The sequence below is a fragment of the Nocardia sp. SSK8 genome (genome assembly GCF_037034205.1).
GTDB lineage: Bacteria > Actinomycetota > Actinomycetes > Mycobacteriales > Mycobacteriaceae > Nocardia.
In genome coordinates, this window is the sequence record NZ_JBAGKD010000002.1 from 398,050 (window position 1) to 417,092 (window position 19,043).

Here is a 19,043-nt window from a genome sequence, read left to right on the forward strand (position 1 = left end):
CGTGGCTCAGTAACCGAAGGCGGCGCGGACGGCGGTCTCGTCGCCCTCGATCGCGATCAGGCCGAGAGCGCGGGCGTCATCGAGAGGGATGGCGCCCGCGGCGAGGCCGAGGATGTAGGCCGGGTCGGCGCGCAGGGTGGCGTCGAGCGGTCGGCCGTCCGGCGGGGTGACCTCGAAACCCGCTGGTGCCGAGCTCAGTTGCAGCGAAGCACGCCGAGGTCGTCGCCGGGTTCGTCGACACGCTCGGCCTCGACGCGGTCACGCTGGTCGGCCAGGACTGGGGCGGGATGATCGGTCTGGCGGTGGCGCAGCGGCGGCCGGGTGTCTTCGATCGGCTGGTGCTCGCCAATACCTGGGCGTGGCCGGTCAACGGCGTTCTGCACTTCGAGGCGTTCGGCCGGGTCGTCGGCGGGCCGCGGCCGAGATGACCCACTACAGCAGGGCGCTGGGCACCCCGGAACGCCGTCAGGCCTCGGCGGTGCTGCCCGGCCGGGTATTGGCCAGCCGGGAATTCTTCGCCGAGGTCGAGGCCGGGCTCGGCGATATCGCCCATCTTCCGACACTGATCGTCTGGGGTGATGCCGACATCGCCTTTCGGGACCAGGAGCGTGAGCGTCTGGAAGCCACGTTCAGCGACCACACGACCGTGATCGTGGAGGGTGCGGGGACCTATGTGGAATCCGATGCGCCCGAGGAGTTCGTCGCCGCGGTTCGTGAGTGGGCCGCGGCGACGAGTCGGCAGGGGTAGCTCAGCGGAAGGCGTCGGCCACCATCGCCTCGGTGAGGCCGTAGTCGGCCAGGGCGTAGTGGTGGGTGGGTTTGCGGGCGCCGGTGCGGCTTTCGGTGTCGAGGGCGGTGATGGCGGCGCGGGCTTCGGGGGTGAAGTCGGCGCCGATCTCGGTGTAGATGCGGGCGACGACGCCGGAGGGGTCGGCGCGCAGGTCGTCGAAGTCGATGTCGAGGAAGGTGGCGTCGGCGTGCCGGGCGCGGGCGGCGGTGAACGCGCGCAGGCCGCGCGACCACAGGTCGAGTTGGGTGCGGCCGATGGTCTCGCCGGTGAAGACGGTGGACCAGCCGCGGGTGGCGTGCTCGTTGAGGCTGCACACCGACGGGATGATGGTGGCGGGGGCGCGGTGGGTCTGGATGACGATGGCGTCGGGGTAGACCGCTAGCAGCGCGTCCAGGCAGAACAGGTGGCTGGGGTTCTTGAGGACCCAGCGCCGGGTGTCGTTCATGCCGATGAGCTGGAGGTTGCGGCGGTGCCGCGCGTAGGCGGGTGTCCAATCCTGGCGCGAGAGCCACTGCGCGTAACTCGGGACGTAGGCCAGACACTCGTAGGAATGCGAGGTGCCCGACTGACGCAGCAGCTGCCAGCATTCCTCCACATCGGCGGCGCTCATGTAGTGCAGGCCCATGAACTCCGGGTTCTGCACCTGATGCTGCCGCAGGCCGGCATCGATCTGCTGGTAGGCGGGATTGCTGTCCCAGCTCTCGCGCGGCGGGCGGGGCTGCGGGAAATCGGTCAGCCACATCTCGAGGCCCTGGTTGGCCGGGTCGGCGGCCAGCAGGCGGTGCAGGGCGGTGGTGCCGGTGCGGGGCAGGCCGGTGACGAAGATCGGCCGGGTGACGGGGGTGTCGGCGTAGCCGGGGTTGGCCGCCCAGGCGGCTTCGCTCAACGCGCGGGCGACGAGGGCGCCGCGCAGGAAGAATCGCGACATCTTGGAGCCGAGCTCGGTGAGCCCGGCCTCCTCGCGGTACGAGTCGAGCAGCACCTGCAACGCCTCGGTGTAGTCGTCGGTCCCGAAATCGGTGAGGCCGGTGAGTTTGGTGGCGGAGGCGTGCAGGTCGGCCACGGTGCCGACATCGGTGCGCACGGTCATCGGAAGAGCTCCTAGTTGTGGTATTCGCCGCAGTTGACGTCGAGGGTCTGGCCGGTGATCGCCGAGGACCAGTCCGAGGCGAGGAACACCACGGCCCTGGCGATCTCCTCGGGCTCGGGGAGCCGCTTCAGATCCGACTTCGACGCGGTCTGCTCGTAGACCTGCTCGACGGTGATCCCGTACTTCTCGGCGACCTGCGTGAAGTACCACTTCAGCTGATCGGTCCAGATATAGCCGGGCAGCACACTGTTGACCCGCACGCCCTTGCCGCCGAGTTCGGTGGCGAGGGTCTGCGACATGGCCAGCAGCGCCGCCTTGGTGAGCTTGTAGCTGCCGTAGCGTGGCTCGGAGTGCCGCACGACCATCGAATTGATCATCACCACAGCACCTTTCGTCTCGGCCAGTGCCGGGGCGAAGGCCTGGGTCATCCGCAGCACGCCGAGCACCGTCATGTCCAGGCTCGACCGGATGTGGTCGAAATCGGTGCGATCGAGGGGTTTCATCGACGGCACCGAGAACGCGTTGTTCACCAGCGCGTCCACCCGCCCGAATGTCTCGACGGTGCGGCTCACCAGATTCGCCACGGCGGCATCCTCGGTGATGTCGGTGGGCACGCACAGCGTCGCGCCACCGGCGGCCTCGATCTCGGCCGCCACCTCGAGCAGGCGCGATTCGGTGCGCGCCGCCAGCACCACGGTGGCGCCCGCGCCCGCGGCCTCGAGGCAGATCGAGCGCCCCAGTCCCGGGCCGACACCGGAGACGACGACGACCTTCCCGTCCAGCAGAGCCCCGCTCATCCCAGCATCCTTTCGGCGAAAGCCCGCTGCCGGGCGCTGATCCGGTCGCGCCAGCCGGCGGCGTCGATCCGGTTGTGGTCGTAGTGGGGCAGGTGCGCGGCGATCTCGTCGAACGGCACGAGCGCCACCGTCGGCCCGTCGGCCTCGGTCAGAGGGCGGTCGGTGCGCTGCCAGCGGAACTGGAGGATGCCCCGGGTGCGGCCGGTGGTCTCGATCCAGTTGGCGATCCCGGGGTTCTGCCTGCTGACCACCATGCGGATGCGGCCGTCGGGATCCACCTGGGCCTGGGTGTGATTGAGGCTGGTCTGGTGGTTGACGTAGTCGAGCGAGATGTACCAGAGGCTGCCGAGCTGGAAACCCTGGTACGGCGCATCGGATTTCGGCACGGTGATCAGCAGCGCCTGATCGTCGGCGAGGTCGAAATGGCCCACCGAGGAGTACTGGGTGCTCAGCCCGCCGGGGGTGAGCCGGGGCGCGGTGAGGGTGTTCACCGGCAGGTCCAGATAGAACCACTTGGGGAAGTTGAACCAGGTGTGCACCCGGGTGAGCAGCATCTTCGCCGCGGCGCTGTAGCGCTTCCGCATCCGGGCCAGGTCGGGTTCGGCCGGGGCGGTGCCGACGGTGTCGACGCGTTCGATGCGGATCGAGCCCTTCTGCTCGGTCCAATCGCCGTAGACCTCGCGCACGGCCAGCATGGACGCGCCCTCACCGAGCGCGAAGTAGCCGGGCCCGGCATCGGCTTTGGCGGGGCCGAAGCGGATCGAGAAGCTGCCGTCCGCGGCGATCGGGATGCGCCGGTCGTCGAAGGCGTCCTCGCCACCGGGGACTTCGGTCGCGGTGTAATCGCCCTTGAGGACCTGGAAGCTGAGGTCGACGGTGCTGCCGCGCACACCGCTCACCACATACTCGGCGCCGGGTTCGATATTCGCGTGGTAGTAGAGCGTGTCCGGGTTGTCCAGGCCCATCTTGGCGTAGGGCCCGGTCGAGGACACGAAATACGGGTGGCTGGTGCCGTGCGCGCCGGACAGCCGCAGGCAGGCCGCGACACTCGCGGCCAGATAGTCGTAGCCCTCGGCGAGATCGCTCTCGCTACGGACGAATTCAGCGCTGGCGATGAGCTTTTCGGCCTCGGCCACCGCGGCGGTGAACGGCGCGGTGAGCGCTTCCGGCGGCGCGGTGCTCCCGGTGTCGGTGGCGGTACTGGAGTGGGTCAACGGTCTGCGATTCCTAGCTCTCGGAGGATAAGGGCGGCGATCTCGGCGGGGGAGCCGAGATCGGGGGTGACGACGAGATCGGCGTCGCCGGGACGTTCGTACGGCGATCCGATGCCGGTGAAGCCGGGCAGTTCGCCCGCCCTGGCCTTGGCATACAGGCCCTTGGGGTCACGCCGTTCGCATTCGGCCAGCGGAGTGTCGACGAAGACCTCGTGGAACGGCAGGTCCCGGTCGGCGTGGGTGGTGCGCGCGGCGGCCCGCTGGGCGGCGAACGGGCTGATCACCGAGACGATCGCCACCGCACCGGAATCGGCGAACAGGGCCGCCACTTCGGCGACCCGGCGCACGTTCTCGTCCCGGTCGGCCGCCGAGAACCCCAGACCGGCATTGAGGCCGTGCCGCAGATTGTCACCGTCGAGCAGATACGCGGCCCGCCCGGCCGCGACCAGCTGACGTTCCACCTCGACCGCGATCGTGGACTTGCCCGACCCCGACAGCCCGGTGAGCCAGATCGTCGCGCCCGCATGGGCCCGATCGGCCCGCCCGACCGCCGAACGATGCCAGACCACCGTCGCCGCGGCCGGATGCGCGCCGGTGTCGCGGCCGGTCACCATGCCCGCGGCGACCGTCTGATCGGTCACCGGGTCGATGAGGATGAAGCTGCCGGTGCGCCGGTTCTCCCGGTACGGGTCGAACAGCAGCGGCTGGCGGCTGCGCAACCGCACCCGGGCGATGTCGTTGAGCGAGAGCGCCTCCGGGTCTTCGCGCCGGTGCAGCGTGTTGACATCGAGCTGGTAGTCGAGGGCGGTGACCTCGGCGGGGGAGATCTGCGCCGCCGTGCGCACCAGATAGCGGGCGCCCTCGCGCAGCTGGGTGGTCTCGGAGAACCAGCACACCATCGCGTCCAGATCGGCGCCCTGCTGCGGGCGGTTGCCCGGCCGGGCCAGCAGATCGCCACGGCCGATATCGATCTCGTCGTCGAGGGTCAGCGAGATCGCCATCCCGGTGAACGCCTCGTCGACCTTGCTGCCACCGGGACCCCAGATCTCGCGGACCCGCGAGGTGTGCCCGGCAGGCAGTACCACCACCTCGTCGCCCGGCTTGAAGATGCCGCCCGCGACGGTGCCCGCGTAGCTGCGGTGGTCGAGACCCTGCTGGGCCCGGATGACGTACTGGATCGGCAGCCGCGCGTCGATGAGATTGCGGTCCGAGGCGATGTGCACGTCCTCGAGGTGGCGCAGCAGCGGCGGACCCGGATACCAGGGCATGTGCGCGGAGCCCTCGACGACATTGTCGCCCAGCAGCGCCGAGACCGGCACGAAGCTCAGATCGCCGACGGTGAGCTTGGCGGCGAAGGTAGCGAACTCGGACCGGATCTCCTCGAACCGCTCCTGCGACCAGTCGACCAGGTCCATCTTGTTCACGCACACCACCAGGTGCGGCACACCCAGCAGTGTGGCCAGGAACGCGTGCCTGCGGGTCTGCTCGGAGACCCCGGTGCGCGCGTCGACCAGGATCAGCGCCAGATCGGCGGTGGACGCGCCGGTCACCATATTGCGGGTGTACTGCACGTGCCCGGGCGTATCGGCGATGACGAACTTGCGTCGCGGCGTCGTGACGTAGCGGTAGGCCACATCGATGGTGATGCCCTGCTCGCGCTCGGCGCGCAGCCCGTCGGTGACCAGCGCGAGGTCGGCCACGTCGCCGCCGCGTTCGGTGCTGACCCGTTCGATCGCGGCGAGCTGGTCGTCGAACAGCGACTTGGAGTCGTAGAGGAGTCTGCCGATGAGGGTCGACTTGCCGTCGTCCACGCTGCCCGCGGTCGCCAGGCGTAACAGGTTGCGGCTCATCAGAAGTAGCCCTCTCGCTTACGGTCTTCCATGCCGGTCTCGGAGATCCGGTCGTCGGCGCGGGTGGCGCCGCGCTCGGTCAGCCGGGTGGCGGCGGTCTCGGCGATCACCTGTGCGGCCGTCTCGGCCGGGCTCTCGACACATCCGGTGCAGGTGGCGTCACCCACGGTCCGGAACCGCACGGTGGTCTCGAAGGGCTCTTCGCCGGGGCGCGGGGTGAGGAACCGGCCCGTCGACAGCAGCATGCCGTCGCGTTCGACCACGGTCCGCCGGTGCGCGTAGTACAGCGTGGGCAGCTCGACGGCCTCGCGATCGATGTACTCCCAGATGTCGAGTTCGGTCCAGTTCGACAGCGGGAACACCCGGATGTGCTCGCCCTGCTGGTGGCGCCCGTTGTAGAGGTTCCAGACCTCGGGCCGCTGCGCGCGCGGATCCCATTCGCCGAACCGGTTGCGGAAGCTGAATACCCGCTCCTTGGCGCGGGCCTTCTCCTCGTCGCGGCGCGCGCCGCCGAACACGGCGTCGAAGCGGTGCTCGCCGATGGCACGCAGCAGCGTGGTGGTCTGCAATGGATTGCGGGTGCCGCCGGGGCGCTCCACCACCCGGCCCGCGTCGATGTCGTCCTGGACCCGCGCCACCAGCAGTCGGGCCCCGGTCCGTTCGGCGGTGCGATCGCGGAACTCGATCACCTCGTCGAAATTGTGCCCGGTGTCCACGTGCAGCAGCGGAAACGGCAGCGGCGCGGGCCAGAAGGCGCGCCGGGCCAGATGCAGCAGCACCGCCGAGTCCTTGCCACCGGAGAACAGCAGCCCCGGTCGTTCGAAGGTGGCGGCCACCTCCCGGAAGATGTGCACCGACTCGGCCTCCAGGGCCGCCAGATGCGACAGCTCGTACCCCGTCTGCACGCGTTCACCTACTTCACTTGCAATGTCGAATATTCGACGCTATTGTTCGATATTGTGACACCGACGATAAGCCGGGCCGAGGGTGCCGGTCAAGAGGTGACGGCGGATCCGGCCGTGCCCGGCGCCGTCTCGCCGCCGACGCAGCGGGTCGTGAAGGTCATCGAGCTGCTGTCGCGGCATGCCACCGAGCGCCTGTCGCTGGCGCGGATCGTGCGCGAGGCCGGGCTGTCGCGGGCCACCGCACACGCCGTCCTCACCCAGCTGTGTGCCGACGGCTGGACGGTGCGCGACGAGGACGGCTGCTACGGCGTCGGCCTGCGCCTGCTCACCGTCGCCCGGCGGGCCGAGGCGGCGTTCCCGCTGCGCCACACCGCCGCGCCGCATCTGCGCGCGCTGGCCGAGCGGGCCGGAGTGCCGGTCTTCCTCGCCGAACGCGACGGCGCGAGCATCGTGGTCACCGAGGTCGTCGGTGACCCGTCGGCGGGCTGGATCCGGCCCGGTCGCCGGCTGCCGCTCGCGCCGCCGGTGTGCCGCGAATTCGTCGCCTGGGCACCGGAACCGGACCGGCAGTCCTGGCTGGCCCTCGCCGATCCCGCCCACCGCACCCGCCTGACCCAGGTGCTCGCCGAGATCCGCCACCGCGGCTACTCGGTGGAACGCCTCGTCGACGACTCCACCCCGATGCTGGAAGCCCTGGCGGGCCTGCGTGATTCCCCGATCACCGCGGCCCTGCGCGCCCAGCTCGGCTCGGTGATCACCGAACTCATCACCATCGACTACCTGCCCGCCGAACTCGGCGACGAGAACGCCGTGGTGACCCTGGCCGCGCCGATCCGCGACGAACGCGGCACCGTCGTCGCCTCGGTGGTCGCCTGCCCCGACACCCGCCTGTCGAGCGCGGCGCTGGCCGATCTCGGCGCCGCGACCGTCGCCGCGGCGGAGCGGATCCACACGGGCACACCGGCTGTCGCCGCGGCGAACTGAGACCGAAGCGGGTGCTCGGAGGATCCCCTCGCGTGCCGCGCCGTTAGTCTGGGAGGGACCTGGCCGGACGTGTCGTCGGCCGGGTGAGGAGGAGGACGGCTCGTGGCGGACAATGTCGATCGGTGGTGGGAAGCGCCCGGTTTCTCGGGGCAGCCGCCGGAACAGCAACCAGGAACCACCCCGCCCTCCGGCGAGCAACCCGGCGCGAACTCGACCGTCCTGTACGGTGCGGGCCAGACACCGCAACCGGCGGCACCCCCGCCCGCCGGGTCGGGCCAGTTCGCTCAGCCCGCCGTCCCACCGCCGCCCGGCGAGCAGCCGGGGGCGAATTCGACTGTGCTGTACGGGGCGGGCCAAGCACCCCAGCCGATGACGCCACCCGCGGGGCCGGGGCAGTTCGCGCAACCGGGCTTCCCGCCGCCGGATCAGTCCGGTGCCAATTCGACGATGCTGTACGGCGCGGGCCAGACGCCGCAGCCGATGGCCCCGCCGCCTGCCGGGTCGGGGCAGTTCGCCCAGCCGGTGGCTCCGCAAGGTTATCCGGGCTATCAGGGCGGGTACGGCCAGCAGCCTTTCGGTGGGCAGCCGTACGGGCAGCCCGCCTATGGTCAGCAGCCGTACGGCTATGCGCCCCAGCAGCCGCAGGGCCCGCGCAAGGGTGGCGCCGGGGTGATCGTCGCCGTGGTCGGGGTGGTCGTGGCGCTCGTCGTCGTGGTCACCATCGCTGTGGTCGTCGGTTCCAAGGACTCCGCTGAATCCACTGTCGCCGCCAGTACGACGGTCACCACCACCGCGCCCCTGACCGGAACCACCACCGCGCCGGTCACCCCGGGTTCCCAGGGCGTGCTCATCCCCAGCTACCGCGTCGCCTACGACGTGCCCGCGAGCTGGACCATCGCCTCGGCCTCGGACACGATGGACTTCTACAGCCTCAGCGGCAGCATCTCCGGGCGCGGCCGCACCTACGAGGGCGAGAACTACTGCCCGGGTTCGGCGTACCGGGGCCTGGCCGGTGTCACCACCGTCGACGAGACCGATCTGGCGGAGGCCGCGACCACGGCCGCCACCATCGCCGCCGAGGGCGGCTACTCGAGCTCCACCCACCACGGCCGGACCATCCCGACCAGCCTGACCACCGCGAGCGGCGTCACCGGGCAATTCGTCGAGGGTGGCGGACCGTGGGCGCCCTCGGCCCCCGGCTGCACCGCGAACTCCTACTCCGTCTACTCCTTCGCCTTCCGCAATGCGGCGGGCACCGTGCTGGCGCTGGCCGTACTCATCGACCGGGGGACCGACGGCGAACTCCCGCGCGAGCAGGCCAGGGCGATGCTCGACAGCCTGCGTCTGGTGTAGCTACTCGGGCGTGCTCGCGGGCAGCTCGCCGTAGAACTCGCGCAGCGCTGCGGTGACCCCGACGAAGACCCGGTGCGCGGCCGTGAGGTCGGCATCGGGCAGCTCGGCCAGCGCCGCGCGTGTGCGCGCGCTGAGCGGGCCGAAGAATCCGGCGGCCACCGTCATGCCGTGCTCGGTGTAGCCGAGGTGCACGCGCCGCCGGTCGGTGGGATCGGGGACGCGCTCGAGATGACCGGACTCGATCATCCGCTCGAGCAGATAGGTGACCGCGGGCGCGGAGACACCCATGAGCTTGCTGAGCTGACCCGCGGTGAGCGGTGTCCCTTCGGCCTGCGCGGTCGCGACGTGCGTCAGCGCGCGGAAATCGTTCGGGCGCAGCCTGTTCGAGTGCGCGAAGACGTGCCCGATCTGCTCGGAGATCGCCGAGAGCGCCCGCAGATCACGGGCGATCTCGGTTTCCAGCTCCGTCCGGTCGACGGTGGGCTCGGTATTCGCGGCGTCCACGCGCGTCTCCTCTCGGTCCGGCTGCGAGCTTAACCGGTCTTGCCGATTAGTTAAGTATCTGAAATAGTCCACCGCGTGATGCGAGTGCGCGACGGGCAAGGATGGGACCGGTTCGCCCGGCTGGTCACCGGGCGGCGATCGTGGGCGGTGCTGCTGGCGGTACTGGCCGCCGCGGTGGCGGTGATGGCGCTGGCCGGGGTCAACGACAGCGCCGGACAGGCGCCGGTCTCGCTGCCGTCCTCGGCGGAATCGGCCCGGGCCGCCACGGCCGCGGAGCGTTTCCCGGGAGCGGGGGAGTCGGCGGCGATCGTCGTCGCGACCCGCGCCGACGACGGCCCACTGACCCCGGCCGATCTCACGGCATTGGCATCCGCGCTGGAGCGGGCGGGTGCCCCCACGGGCGGACTCGTGCCCGCCCCCGACGGTCGTGCGGCCCTGGCCCAGCTCCCGGTGTCGGCCGACCTCAACGGATTCGCGCTCACCGATCGCATCGGTGAACTCCGCACCGCCGTCAGCACCGGCCTGCCGGACGACCTGCGCGTGCAGGTGACCGGCGGCCCCGCCTTCGGTGCCGACATCGCCGACTCCTTCTCCGGCGCGAACACCCTGCTCCTGCTGGTCACCGCGCTGGTGGTGATGGCGCTGCTCATCCTCACCTACCGCTCCCCGGTGCTGTGGCTGGTCCCGCTGACGGTCGTCGGCCTGGCCGACCGCGTCGCCACCAGCGTGGGTACCGCCCTGGCACAGCTCACCGGCCTGACCTTCGACGGGTCGACCGCGGGCATCACCAGCGTGCTGGTGTTCGGCGCCGGAACGAACTACGCGCTGCTGCTGGTCTCGCGCTACCGCGACGAACTGCATCGGCACACCGACCACCGGCTCGCCCTGCGGGCGGCGGTCCGGCATGCCGCGCCCGCCATCGTGGCCAGCAATGTCACCGTCGTCCTGGCCCTGCTGACCCTGCTGCTCGCCCTGCTGCCCAACACCCGCAGTCTCGGCGCCTTCGCCGCGGCCGGTCTCGTCGTGGCCCTGATCTTCGTGCTCACGGCGCTCCCGCCCGCGCTCGCCCTGTGCGGACGACGGGTCTTCTGGCCGTTCGTCCCGGTCGCGGACGGGGTGGATCCGGCCGAGCACGGCATCTGGGCGGCCGTGGCCACCCGGGTGGTCCACCGCCCGGCGGTAGTCGCTGGTGCGGCTGGCGCGGTCCTGCTGATCCTGGCGACCGGGCTGGCCGCCACCGATATCGGGCTCTCGCGCACCGAGCAGTTCCGGGTCGAGGCCGAATCCGTCGACGGTCTGCGCACCCTGGCCGCGCACTTTCCCTCCGGTGCCGCCGATCCCGCCGTGGTGATCGCGACCTCCGCCACCACCGCGGCCATCCAGACAGAACTCGATGGCGTGGACGGGATTTCCCGAGCCACCGTCACCGGCACATCCGAGGCGGGAACCACCCGCTGGTCGGTGGTGCTGGACGCCGAACCCGGTTCGGCGGCGGCGTTCGCCACCATCGAACGAATCCGCGACGCGGTGGGCACGGTGCCGGGGGCCGACGCGCTGGTGGGTGGATCGGATGCCGAGGCACTCGACATCCGCGACGCCGCGCGGCGGGACCAGGCGCTGGTCATCCCGCTCATCCTGGCTGTCGTCCTGGTGGTCCTGCTCGTGCTGTTGCGGGCGGCCCCCGCCGCGCTGCTGCTCGTCGGCGTGACGGTGCTCAGCGCGCTCGCCGCGCTCGGCGCGGGCAGCTGGGTGAGCGGCGCGGTCTTCGGCTTCCCGGCGCTGGACACCAATGTGCCGCTGTTCGGCTTCCTGTTCCTGGTCGCCCTCGGCGTGGACTACACGATCTTCCTGGTCACCAGGGCGCGCGAGGAGGCCGACACCCGCGGCACCACCCGCGGCATGGTGCGCGCGGTCGCCTCCACCGGCGCGGTGATCACCAGCGCCGGGGTGGTGCTGGCGGCGGTGTTCTGTGTGCTCGGCGTGCTGCCGCTGATCACGCTCACCCAGCTGGGCATCGTCGTGGGCATCGGCATCCTCCTGGACACCTTCGTGGTCCGCACCCTGGTGGTCCCGGCGCTGTTCGCGCTGCTCGGCGACAAGGTCTGGTGGCCGGTGAGAACAGCGGCGGCGCAACCGGTCTCCGGCTGACCCCGGAATGCCGAAAGCCCCGGAAGCCGGTATGACACCGGGTTCCGGGGCTCCCTGGACGGTGGGTCAGCCCGCCGACTTCTCCGCACTGCGGATCTCCACGATCGGCAACACCAGCGCGGCGGGCGCACCGGCGGGCACCACCGGCCGCACCGGGGCGACCGGCGCGATCCGGGAGTACCCGGCGCTCTGCTCGGGCCGGGTGTCGACCTCGCCCTTGTTGGGCCAGTAGGCGGCGGCGCGCTCGGCCTGCGCGGTGATGGTCAGCGACGGGTTCACGCCCAGGTTCGCCGACACGGCCGCACCGTCGACCACGCTCAGCGTCGGATACCCGAACACGCGGTGGTAGGCGTCGATCACGCCGTGCTCACGGTCGGCGCCGATGGCCGCGCCACCCAGGAAGTGGGCGGTGAGCGGGACATTGAACACCTCGCCCCAGGTACCACCCGCGACGCCGCCGATCTTCTCCGCCACCCGGCGGGTGACATCGTTGCCCGCGGGGATCCAGGTCGGATTCGGCTCACCATGACCCTGCTTGGAGGTCAGCTTGCGCCCGCCGAACAGGCCGCGCTTGGTGTAGGTGGTGATCGAGTTGTCCAGGTGCTGCATGACCAGCGAGATGATGGTCCGCTCGCTCCAGTTCTTCACGCTGAGGAAGCGCAGCATGAGCAGCGGGTGCAGCAGCACGATGCCCAGGAAGCGCAGCCAGCGCGGGATCTTGCCGCCACCGTCGACCATCAGGGTCTGCATCAGGCCCATCGCGTTGGAGCCCTTGCCGTAGCGCACCGGCTCCACGTGGGTGTCGGGGGTGGGGTGGATCGAGGAGGTGATCGCCACGCCCTTGGTGAAGTCCTGGCCCGGCGCCAGCGTCTTGGTGGCCGCGCCGACGATGGACTCGGAGTTGGTGCGGGTCAGCAGGCCCAGCTTGTCGGAGAGGTTCGGCAACGCGCCCTCGTCCCGCATGGCGTGCAGCAACTTCTGGGTGCCGAGCGTGCCCGCGGCCAGCACGACCTGCTTGGCCGTGTAGGTCTTGGGATCCTTGCGGACCCAGGCGCCGGTGCGCTCGGTCGCGACATCCCAGGAGCCGTCGGGCAGCGGGCGGAGCGCGGACACGGTGGTCATCGGAATCACCTGCGCGCCCGCCTGTTCGGCGAGGTACAGGTAGTTCTTCACCAGAGTGTTCTTGGCGCCGAACTTGCAGCCGACCATGCAGTCGCCGCATTCGACACAGCCGGTGCGCTGCGGGCCGACACCGCCGAAGTAGGGGTCGTCCACGGTCTTGCCGGGCTCGCCGAAGAACACGCCGACCGGGGTCTGCACGAAGGTGTCACCGACGCCCATGTCCTCGGCGACGGACTTGAAGATCTCGTCGGCGGGGGTCATGTGCGGGTTCTGGACGACACCGAGCATCTTCTTGGCGCGCTCGTAGTAGGGGGTGAGTTCCTCGCGCCAGTCGGTGATGTCGCGCCACTGGGCGTCGCGGAAGAACGGCTCCGGCGGGACGTAGAGGGTGTTGGCGTAGTTCAGCGAGCCACCGCCGACCCCGGCGCCGCCGAGAATGAGCACATCGCGCAGCGGGTGGATGCGCTGGATGCCGAAACAGCCGAGCTTGGGCGCCCAGATGAACTTGCGCAGATCCCAGCTGGTCTTGGGCAGCTCGTGGTCGGCGAAGCGGCGGCCCGCCTCGAGAATGCCGACCTTGTAGCCCTTTTCGACCAGTCGCAGCGCGGTGACACTGCCACCGAATCCTGAGCCGACGATCAGGACGTCGAAATCGGTGGTCCGCTCGGACATAGAGGAGCTCCTCGGTCGTGTCAACAGTGACGCCGGTAACGCTAACGCCGACAGTTTGGACTGTCAACGTAGGTAACCCTGCGCTCTATGCTGGTCGCGTGCCCCGATACACCCGTGCCGAACTCGCCGACGTCAGCGGCGTCGCGGCGCGCACGATCCGCTACTACCACTCGCTCGGACTGCTGCCCAAGCCCGGCCGCGCGGGCAAGGAAGTGGTGTACACCGACGACCATCTGGACCGCCTGCGCGACATCGTCGCCATGCAGGCGCGCGGGCTGCGGCTCGAGGCCATCCGCGAGGTGTTCGACGCCGACCCGCAGCCGGGTGCCACCGGCGACTGGCGCTCGCTGTTCGACCCCCGGGTCGGCCCGGCCGAGGCCCACGCGGCCGTGGTCGACGACACCGAACTGGTCACCCTGCTGGTCGACCGCGACGCCGACGTGCGCGCCGAACTGGTCGCCGCGGGCTATCTCGAGCGGCGCGGCGAGCACTGGCTCGTCCACGACCGCACCATGCTCGAGGCCGCCCTTGTGCTCTACGACGTGGGTATCGATATCGCCCTGAGCGGCGTGCTGCGCACCCTGATCCAGGACCGGATCGCCGGTCTCGCCGACGACGTGGTGCGCACGGTCCGGGAGGCCGCCGGGGCGGGCGGCTACGGCGGCGAGAGTGTGGGCGTCGACCTGGACCGCTTCCGCGACCGGCTGCTCGCCATGGCCTGGGGCGTCGCGGGCGCCACCTTCGCCGCGGAGATCCAGCGCGCCGCAGGCGAGGACGACACGGCCGAACGCCGCGATCTGTCCGGTGCCACCGGTGGGTGATGATCGGGGAATGAGCACCGACCGACCCGGGCCGCGCGCCCAGGCCCGCGCCCAGACCATCGCCGAGATCAAGCGCATCGGCCGCGAGCACCTGGCCTCGCAGGGCGCCGCGGCGCTGTCGTTACGCGCGGTGGCCCGCGACCTGGGCATGGTGTCCTCGGCGGTGTACCGGTACGTGCGCAGCCGCGACGAGCTGCTCACCTTGCTCGTGGTCGACGGCTACAACGCCCTCGGTGACGCGGTCGACGCCGCCCTGGCCCAGGCCCCGGCCGACCCGGCCACCCGCTTCCGTCTCGCCGCGCACGCCGTGCGGCGGTGGGCGCTGGCCGAACCGGCCTGGTACGGCCTGCTCTACGGTTCCCCGGTGCCCGGCTACGCCGCGCCCTCGGCCGACACCGTCGCACCCGGCATCCGGGTGATCGGGGTGCTGCTGCGCATCATCGACGACGCCCACCGCGCGGGCATGCTCACCGTCCCCACGTCCACGCCCGCGATCTCCGCGCGCACGGCCGCCGATTTCGCGAACATCCGCGAGCAGTTCGCCCTGGCCGTGCCCGACGGGCTGATGGTCTCGGTGCTGACGGTCTGGACGACGCTGTTCGGCGCGGTGAATTTCGACGTGTTCGACATGTACGGCGCCGACACGTTCGCCGACCGGACCGAGGTGTTCGACCTGCAGCTCGATCAGCTGTGTCACCTGCTCGGATTCCCGTCGGACGGCAGGAGCGGTGAGGTGATTCCGGATACAGCGGACCGATCGGTACGGTAGCGGGGAAAGGTAAGAACCGGCGATCGAGGTCGCCCCTGAACGGAAGTGCCCGAGTGAATTCTCGCGAGGAGATCTTGCGCCGCGTCCGCGACGGGCTGCTCGACCTACCCGACGACGAGCGCCGGGTGCCCATGCGGCGGTCCCGCGGCGCCGCCGCCCAGGTCGACCCCGCCGAACGCGCCGCCGTGCTGGCCCGCTTCGCCGAGCGCCTGCGCGCGCACGGCTCGCTGGTCCGCACCGTCGACCTGGCCGGTCTGCCCGCCGCCGTGGCCGACGTGCTCTACGGGATGAGCGTGACCTCGGTGCTGGCCGCGGTCGAACCGGGCCCGGCCTGGCTGGACCACTGGGCCAGCGCGCCCGGACACGAGGTCGTGCACGGCGGCGCCGCCACGGACGGCACCGGCGACGCCGTGGTCCGTGACGCGGTCGCGGGCGACGCCTCGAGCGGATCGCTCGCCCTGGACGCCGACGGCGCGCCCGCGGTGTCGGAGGTGGTGCCCCAGGTGTGCGTGGTGCGCGCCGACCACGTCTTCGGTTCCCTGCCCGACGCGCTGGACCGGCTGGATCCGCGCCGCCCCCTGGTCTGGCTCGGCGGTCCCGGTGATGCCGAAATGGCGCGTCAGCTGGTGGTTCTGCTCGTCGAATAGCGCGACATCTCGATGCGGACTCGCCGGGCGCCAGGGGTTGTCTGGGACCCGAAGTCTCAGTTATTCTCGGATCAACCGGTGTGACGGCGCTAACAGCGTGCCGCGCCCACCGGACGCGAACCGAGGAGGCACCGATGACGCTGACCGAATCGAGCCGTGGCGGACTCATCACCGAGGAGTACCGAGATGCGCTGACGACCCTGTCCCAGGGGTCGGTGGACCGGCATTTCGATCCTTACCTCGACATTGATTGGGATTCGCCCGAGCTCGCCATCGACCCGAACGACGAGCGGTGGGCACTGTCCCCCGAGGTCGATCCGCTGGGCGCCACCCAGTGGTATCGCGACCAGCCGCTCGAGCGGCAGATCGCGATCGGCAAGTGGCGCACCGCCAATGCCATCAAGGTCGGTGCCGCGTTCGAGAGCATCCTCATCCGCGGGATGATGCAGTACGCGATGAAGCTGCCCAACGGCTCGCCGGAGTTCCGGTACTGCATGCACGAGATGACCGAAGAGTGCAACCACATCCAGATGTTCCAGGAGCTGGTGAACCGGATCGGGGTGGACGTGCCGGGCATGCGCCCGCTGTTCCGGGCACTCTCGCCGTTCATCGGGGTGGCGGGCGGCTATGCCTACGCGATCCTGTTCATCGGCATCCTCGGCGGCGAGGAACCGATCGATCACTACCAGAAGGCGGTGATCCGCGAGGGCGAGCGGATGCCCCCGGTGGTGTTGCGCACCATGCAGATCCACATCGCCGAGGAGGCCCGCCACATCTCCTTCGCCGGTGAGTTCCTCGCGGTGCACGTGGCGCGGATGGGCAAGGTCAACCGTGCCGCGTGTTCGGTGGCGTTCCCGATCGCGATGCGCTGGCTGGCGGGGGAGATCATGGCACCGCCGCGGTCGTTCGGGCGGGAGTTCGATATTCCGCGCGAGGTGATCGAGCAGGCCTTCTGGAAGTCCGAGCATTCGCAGCGGATCCTGTCGGGCTACTTCGGCGACATGCGCAAGCTCGCCGACGATCTCGGCCTGATGAACCCGGTGGCCAAGCGTCTGTGGAAGGCGCTCGGCGTGGACGGTCCCATCTCGCGCTACCGCAGTGAGCCCGAACGGCACGGCCACCGCGCCGCCTGAGCGCGGGTCAGTTGTTCGACATCAGCTGGGTGAGGACGGTCGTGAGCGGCTGCTCGGCGTCGAGGGTGAGCCCGTGGCGCCGGGCGACACCGTCGACGACGTGCCACGCGTAGTCGGCGACTTCCTCGATCAGCTGCTCGCGGGTGAGCACCGGGTCCGGGTCGTTGGCCCAGCGGGTGACGGTCGCCTCGGTCATCGATACGATGGCGAAGGTCATCGTGTCGGCCGAGCCGTCGTCGGCCACGCCGACCACCCCCGCCAGGCCGGTCACCAGCGCCCGGGTCGAGGCGGCGATGGAGGCGATGAGGGCATTCATCGCGTCCACGTCGGTATCGGCCTCGGACGGGCCGGTGCGCAGGAACTCGTGCAGCCGCGGATGATCCTGGATCCAGGTGACCACGCCACCGACGGTGCGCACCAGGATCTGGTGGATCGAGCCGTCGCCGATATCGAGGGCGTCTTCGATATCGGCGGCGAAACGGTCGGCGATCTCGCTGCGGATGCGGCGGTCCAGTTCGTCGCGACCGGCGAATTGCCGGTACACCACCGATTTGGCGAGTCCGGCGTTCTCGGCGATCTGCACGATCGACACCTCGGCCCCCACGGGCGCCTGCTCGAGCAACTCGATGGCCGACAGCACGATGCGCTCACGGCGGCTGTCGTTGTGCGGCTGCCACCGGGCTTGCCTGCCACTCACGGCACCGCTCTGGCGTGACGTTGTGCTCGACATCCGCCCGAGTGTAGAGGACACCCGGGTGCCGGATTCCCGATCGACGTCGGCCGGGGTGGTTCTCGCCCTCGGCTAGCGGGGCAGCGTCACCGGGTCCGCACAGCTGCGCGGACCGTCCACCAGCGAGCACACCGCGACCGGCCGGGTGGGCCGGTAGTCCGGGGCGACGCCGTTGGCGCCGGTGATCTGCCGGTAGGCCGCGACCGCGTCGGTCGGTCTGCGGGTCAGGGTCGGGTCGGTGAGCACGTCGACGGTGTAGAGGCCGAAACGTGCCGAGTAGGAACCCCATTCGTAGTTGTCGGTGAGGCTCCAGTAGTTGTAGCCGATCACCGGGATGCCGTCGGCGACGGCCCGCTGCAGCCAGTACACCGTGTCGCGCAGCGAGTCGGCCCGGGTGTAGCCGTCGGCCCGGGGCAGGCCGTTGTCGGTGGGAATGCCGTTCTCGACGATGTAGAGCGGTTTGCCGGGGAACTTGCGCGCGTAGTGGTCGAGTGCGTAATAGATGCCTTCGGCCTGCAGCGGCATGGTCCAGAGCCGGTCGAAATCGGGGATCTGGAGGTCGGTGGGGGAGACGCCGTAGTAGTAGTCGATGCCGATGTAGTCCAGTCGCGGCGTCATCCGGTCCAGCAGCGCCCCGCTGATCGCGTCGTCGACCGCCGGGATGTAGGCGACATTGCTGGTGACCAGGGCGTCCGGCTGGACCGCGTGGATGTAGTCATAGATCTCGTTGTGCGCCTGGGCGATCCGCGCCGCCACCACCGGCAGGTCGGCCGCGCCGATGCCGCCGTGGCGCAGCTCGTTGACCAGATACATCGTGGGTTCGTTGAAACTCACCCACAGTGGGTCCGTCCCGGCGAAGCGATCCACCACGTGCCGCGCGTTGGCCAGCCAGTGCGCCACGATCTCCGGATCGCGCCAACCGCCCCGATCCGCGGCCCAGCCCGGGTAGACCCAGTGGTCGAGGGTGAGCATCGGGCGCATACCCGCGGCGGTGATCGCGCCGATCACCGCGTCGTAGAAGGCGAGGCCGTCCTCGTCCCAGACTCCGGGTTGTGGTTGGACCCGCGCCCATTCGATGCCGATGCGGTAGACGCGGACGCCGAGGTCGGCGGCGAGCGCGATATCGGAGCGGAACCGGTCGCGGAAGTCCACCGAGTTCAGATACGGGTCCTCGGTGTCGCCCGACTCGGCGTAGCGGCGCCAATTGCTGTCCGGCGCGTCGCCTTCGGCCTGGAAGCCGGAAGCGGCCACGCCCCAGAGGAATTCGGGCGGCATCGGGGCGAGGTGTGCTGGCGCGGGTGGCCGGGCGAGTGCGGGGGAGGTGCTGGTGGTGAGAAGCGCCGCGGCGGTCAGGGCGACCGTGACGAGGAGGCGGCGACCACTGGGGGAGGGCATGACACTCCTGGCAGCTCGAAGGACGGGGGAGTGCACTTCAGTGTGCGGTATCGGGCAGCGAGAGCGGGGGAAGAAACCCGGGCGCGGCGTCAGTTGGAGCAGCCATCAAAATAGCATCG

18 protein-coding genes are annotated in these 19,043 nt (G+C 70.4%); 9 read left to right on the forward strand and 9 right to left on the reverse strand.

Annotation, left to right across the window (positions count from 1 at the left end; all coding sequences use genetic code 11):
• Positions 1-185 precede the first annotated feature (185 nt).
• On the forward strand, positions 186-428 hold the full coding sequence (locus tag WA675_RS05280) for an alpha/beta fold hydrolase (RefSeq protein WP_336082397.1): 243 nt from the start codon (positions 186-188) through the stop codon (positions 426-428).
• Positions 425-748, forward strand: coding sequence for a hypothetical protein (locus tag WA675_RS05285; RefSeq protein ID WP_336082398.1), 324 nt, complete (start codon positions 425-427; stop codon positions 746-748). The genes WA675_RS05280 and WA675_RS05285 overlap by 4 nt, the downstream gene beginning before the upstream one ends.
• Position 749: 1 nt before the next feature.
• Here the strand turns inward: WA675_RS05285 and WA675_RS05290 are convergent, their stop codons facing one another.
• The 5 genes from WA675_RS05290 to cysD are packed head-to-tail and all read right to left on the reverse strand — an operon-like array spanning position 750 to position 6,646.
• A complete protein-coding gene (locus WA675_RS05290) occupies positions 750-1,880 on the reverse strand; it encodes a sulfotransferase family protein (protein ID WP_336082399.1) in 1,131 nt (376 codons plus the stop codon).
• 11 nt (positions 1,881-1,891) lie between these two features.
• The gene (locus WA675_RS05295) at positions 1,892-2,677 is read right to left on the reverse strand and encodes an SDR family oxidoreductase (RefSeq protein ID WP_336082400.1); all 786 of its coding nucleotides are present in this window, start codon (positions 2,675-2,677) and stop codon (positions 1,892-1,894) included.
• On the reverse strand, positions 2,674-3,891 hold the full coding sequence (locus WA675_RS05300) for a hypothetical protein (RefSeq protein WP_336082402.1): 1,218 nt from the start codon (positions 3,889-3,891) through the stop codon (positions 2,674-2,676). The genes WA675_RS05295 and WA675_RS05300 overlap by 4 nt, the downstream gene beginning before the upstream one ends.
• Positions 3,888-5,741, reverse strand: a complete 1,854-nt coding sequence (cysC, locus tag WA675_RS05305; RefSeq protein ID WP_336082403.1) for an adenylyl-sulfate kinase — start codon at positions 5,739-5,741, stop codon at positions 3,888-3,890. Before cysC ends, WA675_RS05300 begins: the two co-directional genes overlap by 4 nt.
• Positions 5,741-6,646, reverse strand: coding sequence for a sulfate adenylyltransferase subunit CysD (cysD, locus tag WA675_RS05310; protein ID WP_336082404.1), 906 nt, complete (start codon positions 6,644-6,646; stop codon positions 5,741-5,743). Before cysD ends, cysC begins: the two co-directional genes overlap by 1 nt.
• A 96-nt stretch (positions 6,647-6,742) precedes the next feature.
• On the opposite strand from cysD, the gene WA675_RS05315 reads away from it, so the two are divergent.
• Both WA675_RS05315 and WA675_RS05320 read left to right on the forward strand, forming a co-directional pair.
• On the forward strand, positions 6,743-7,630 hold the full coding sequence (locus WA675_RS05315; RefSeq protein WP_336082405.1) for an IclR family transcriptional regulator: 888 nt from the start codon (positions 6,743-6,745) through the stop codon (positions 7,628-7,630).
• Between the two features lie 102 nt (positions 7,631-7,732).
• Positions 7,733-8,983, forward strand: coding sequence for a hypothetical protein (locus tag WA675_RS05320; RefSeq protein WP_336082406.1), 1,251 nt, complete (start codon positions 7,733-7,735; stop codon positions 8,981-8,983).
• Here WA675_RS05320 and WA675_RS05325 read toward each other — a convergent pair whose 3' ends face one another.
• Complete coding sequence (locus tag WA675_RS05325; protein WP_336082407.1) at positions 8,984-9,487, reverse strand: MarR family winged helix-turn-helix transcriptional regulator; 504 nt, start codon at positions 9,485-9,487, stop codon at positions 8,984-8,986. It lies immediately after the preceding gene.
• Positions 9,488-9,565: 78 nt separating this feature from the next.
• Between WA675_RS05325 and WA675_RS05330 the strand changes: the two genes are divergently transcribed.
• Positions 9,566-11,635, forward strand: coding sequence for an MMPL family transporter (locus tag WA675_RS05330; protein WP_336082834.1), 2,070 nt, complete (start codon positions 9,566-9,568; stop codon positions 11,633-11,635).
• 66 nt (positions 11,636-11,701) lie between these two features.
• On the opposite strand, the gene WA675_RS05335 is transcribed toward WA675_RS05330, so the two are convergent.
• Complete coding sequence (locus WA675_RS05335) at positions 11,702-13,429, reverse strand: GMC family oxidoreductase (RefSeq protein WP_336082408.1); 1,728 nt, start codon at positions 13,427-13,429, stop codon at positions 11,702-11,704.
• 98 nt (positions 13,430-13,527) lie between these two features.
• Between WA675_RS05335 and WA675_RS05340 the strand changes: the two genes are divergently transcribed.
• The 4 genes from WA675_RS05340 to WA675_RS05355 all read left to right on the forward strand — a co-directional run bounded on the left by WA675_RS05340 (position 13,528) and on the right by WA675_RS05355 (position 16,799).
• Complete coding sequence (locus tag WA675_RS05340; RefSeq protein WP_336082409.1) at positions 13,528-14,250, forward strand: MerR family transcriptional regulator; 723 nt, start codon at positions 13,528-13,530, stop codon at positions 14,248-14,250.
• A 10-nt stretch (positions 14,251-14,260) separates the two neighbouring features.
• Complete coding sequence (locus WA675_RS05345) at positions 14,261-15,019, forward strand: TetR/AcrR family transcriptional regulator (RefSeq protein WP_336082410.1); 759 nt, start codon at positions 14,261-14,263, stop codon at positions 15,017-15,019.
• A 53-nt stretch (positions 15,020-15,072) separates the two neighbouring features.
• On the forward strand, positions 15,073-15,666 hold the full coding sequence (locus tag WA675_RS05350; protein ID WP_336082411.1) for a hypothetical protein: 594 nt from the start codon (positions 15,073-15,075) through the stop codon (positions 15,664-15,666).
• A gap of 134 nt (positions 15,667-15,800) precedes the next feature.
• A complete protein-coding gene (locus tag WA675_RS05355; RefSeq protein WP_336082412.1) occupies positions 15,801-16,799 on the forward strand; it encodes an AurF N-oxygenase family protein in 999 nt (332 codons plus the stop codon).
• A 7-nt stretch (positions 16,800-16,806) separates the two neighbouring features.
• On the opposite strand, the gene WA675_RS05360 is transcribed toward WA675_RS05355, so the two are convergent.
• Both WA675_RS05360 and WA675_RS05365 read right to left on the reverse strand, forming a co-directional pair.
• Complete coding sequence (locus WA675_RS05360) at positions 16,807-17,529, reverse strand: TetR/AcrR family transcriptional regulator (protein WP_336082413.1); 723 nt, start codon at positions 17,527-17,529, stop codon at positions 16,807-16,809.
• Between the two features lie 72 nt (positions 17,530-17,601).
• Complete coding sequence (locus WA675_RS05365) at positions 17,602-18,924, reverse strand: family 1 glycosylhydrolase (protein WP_336082414.1); 1,323 nt, start codon at positions 18,922-18,924, stop codon at positions 17,602-17,604.
• Positions 18,925-19,043 lie beyond the last annotated feature (119 nt).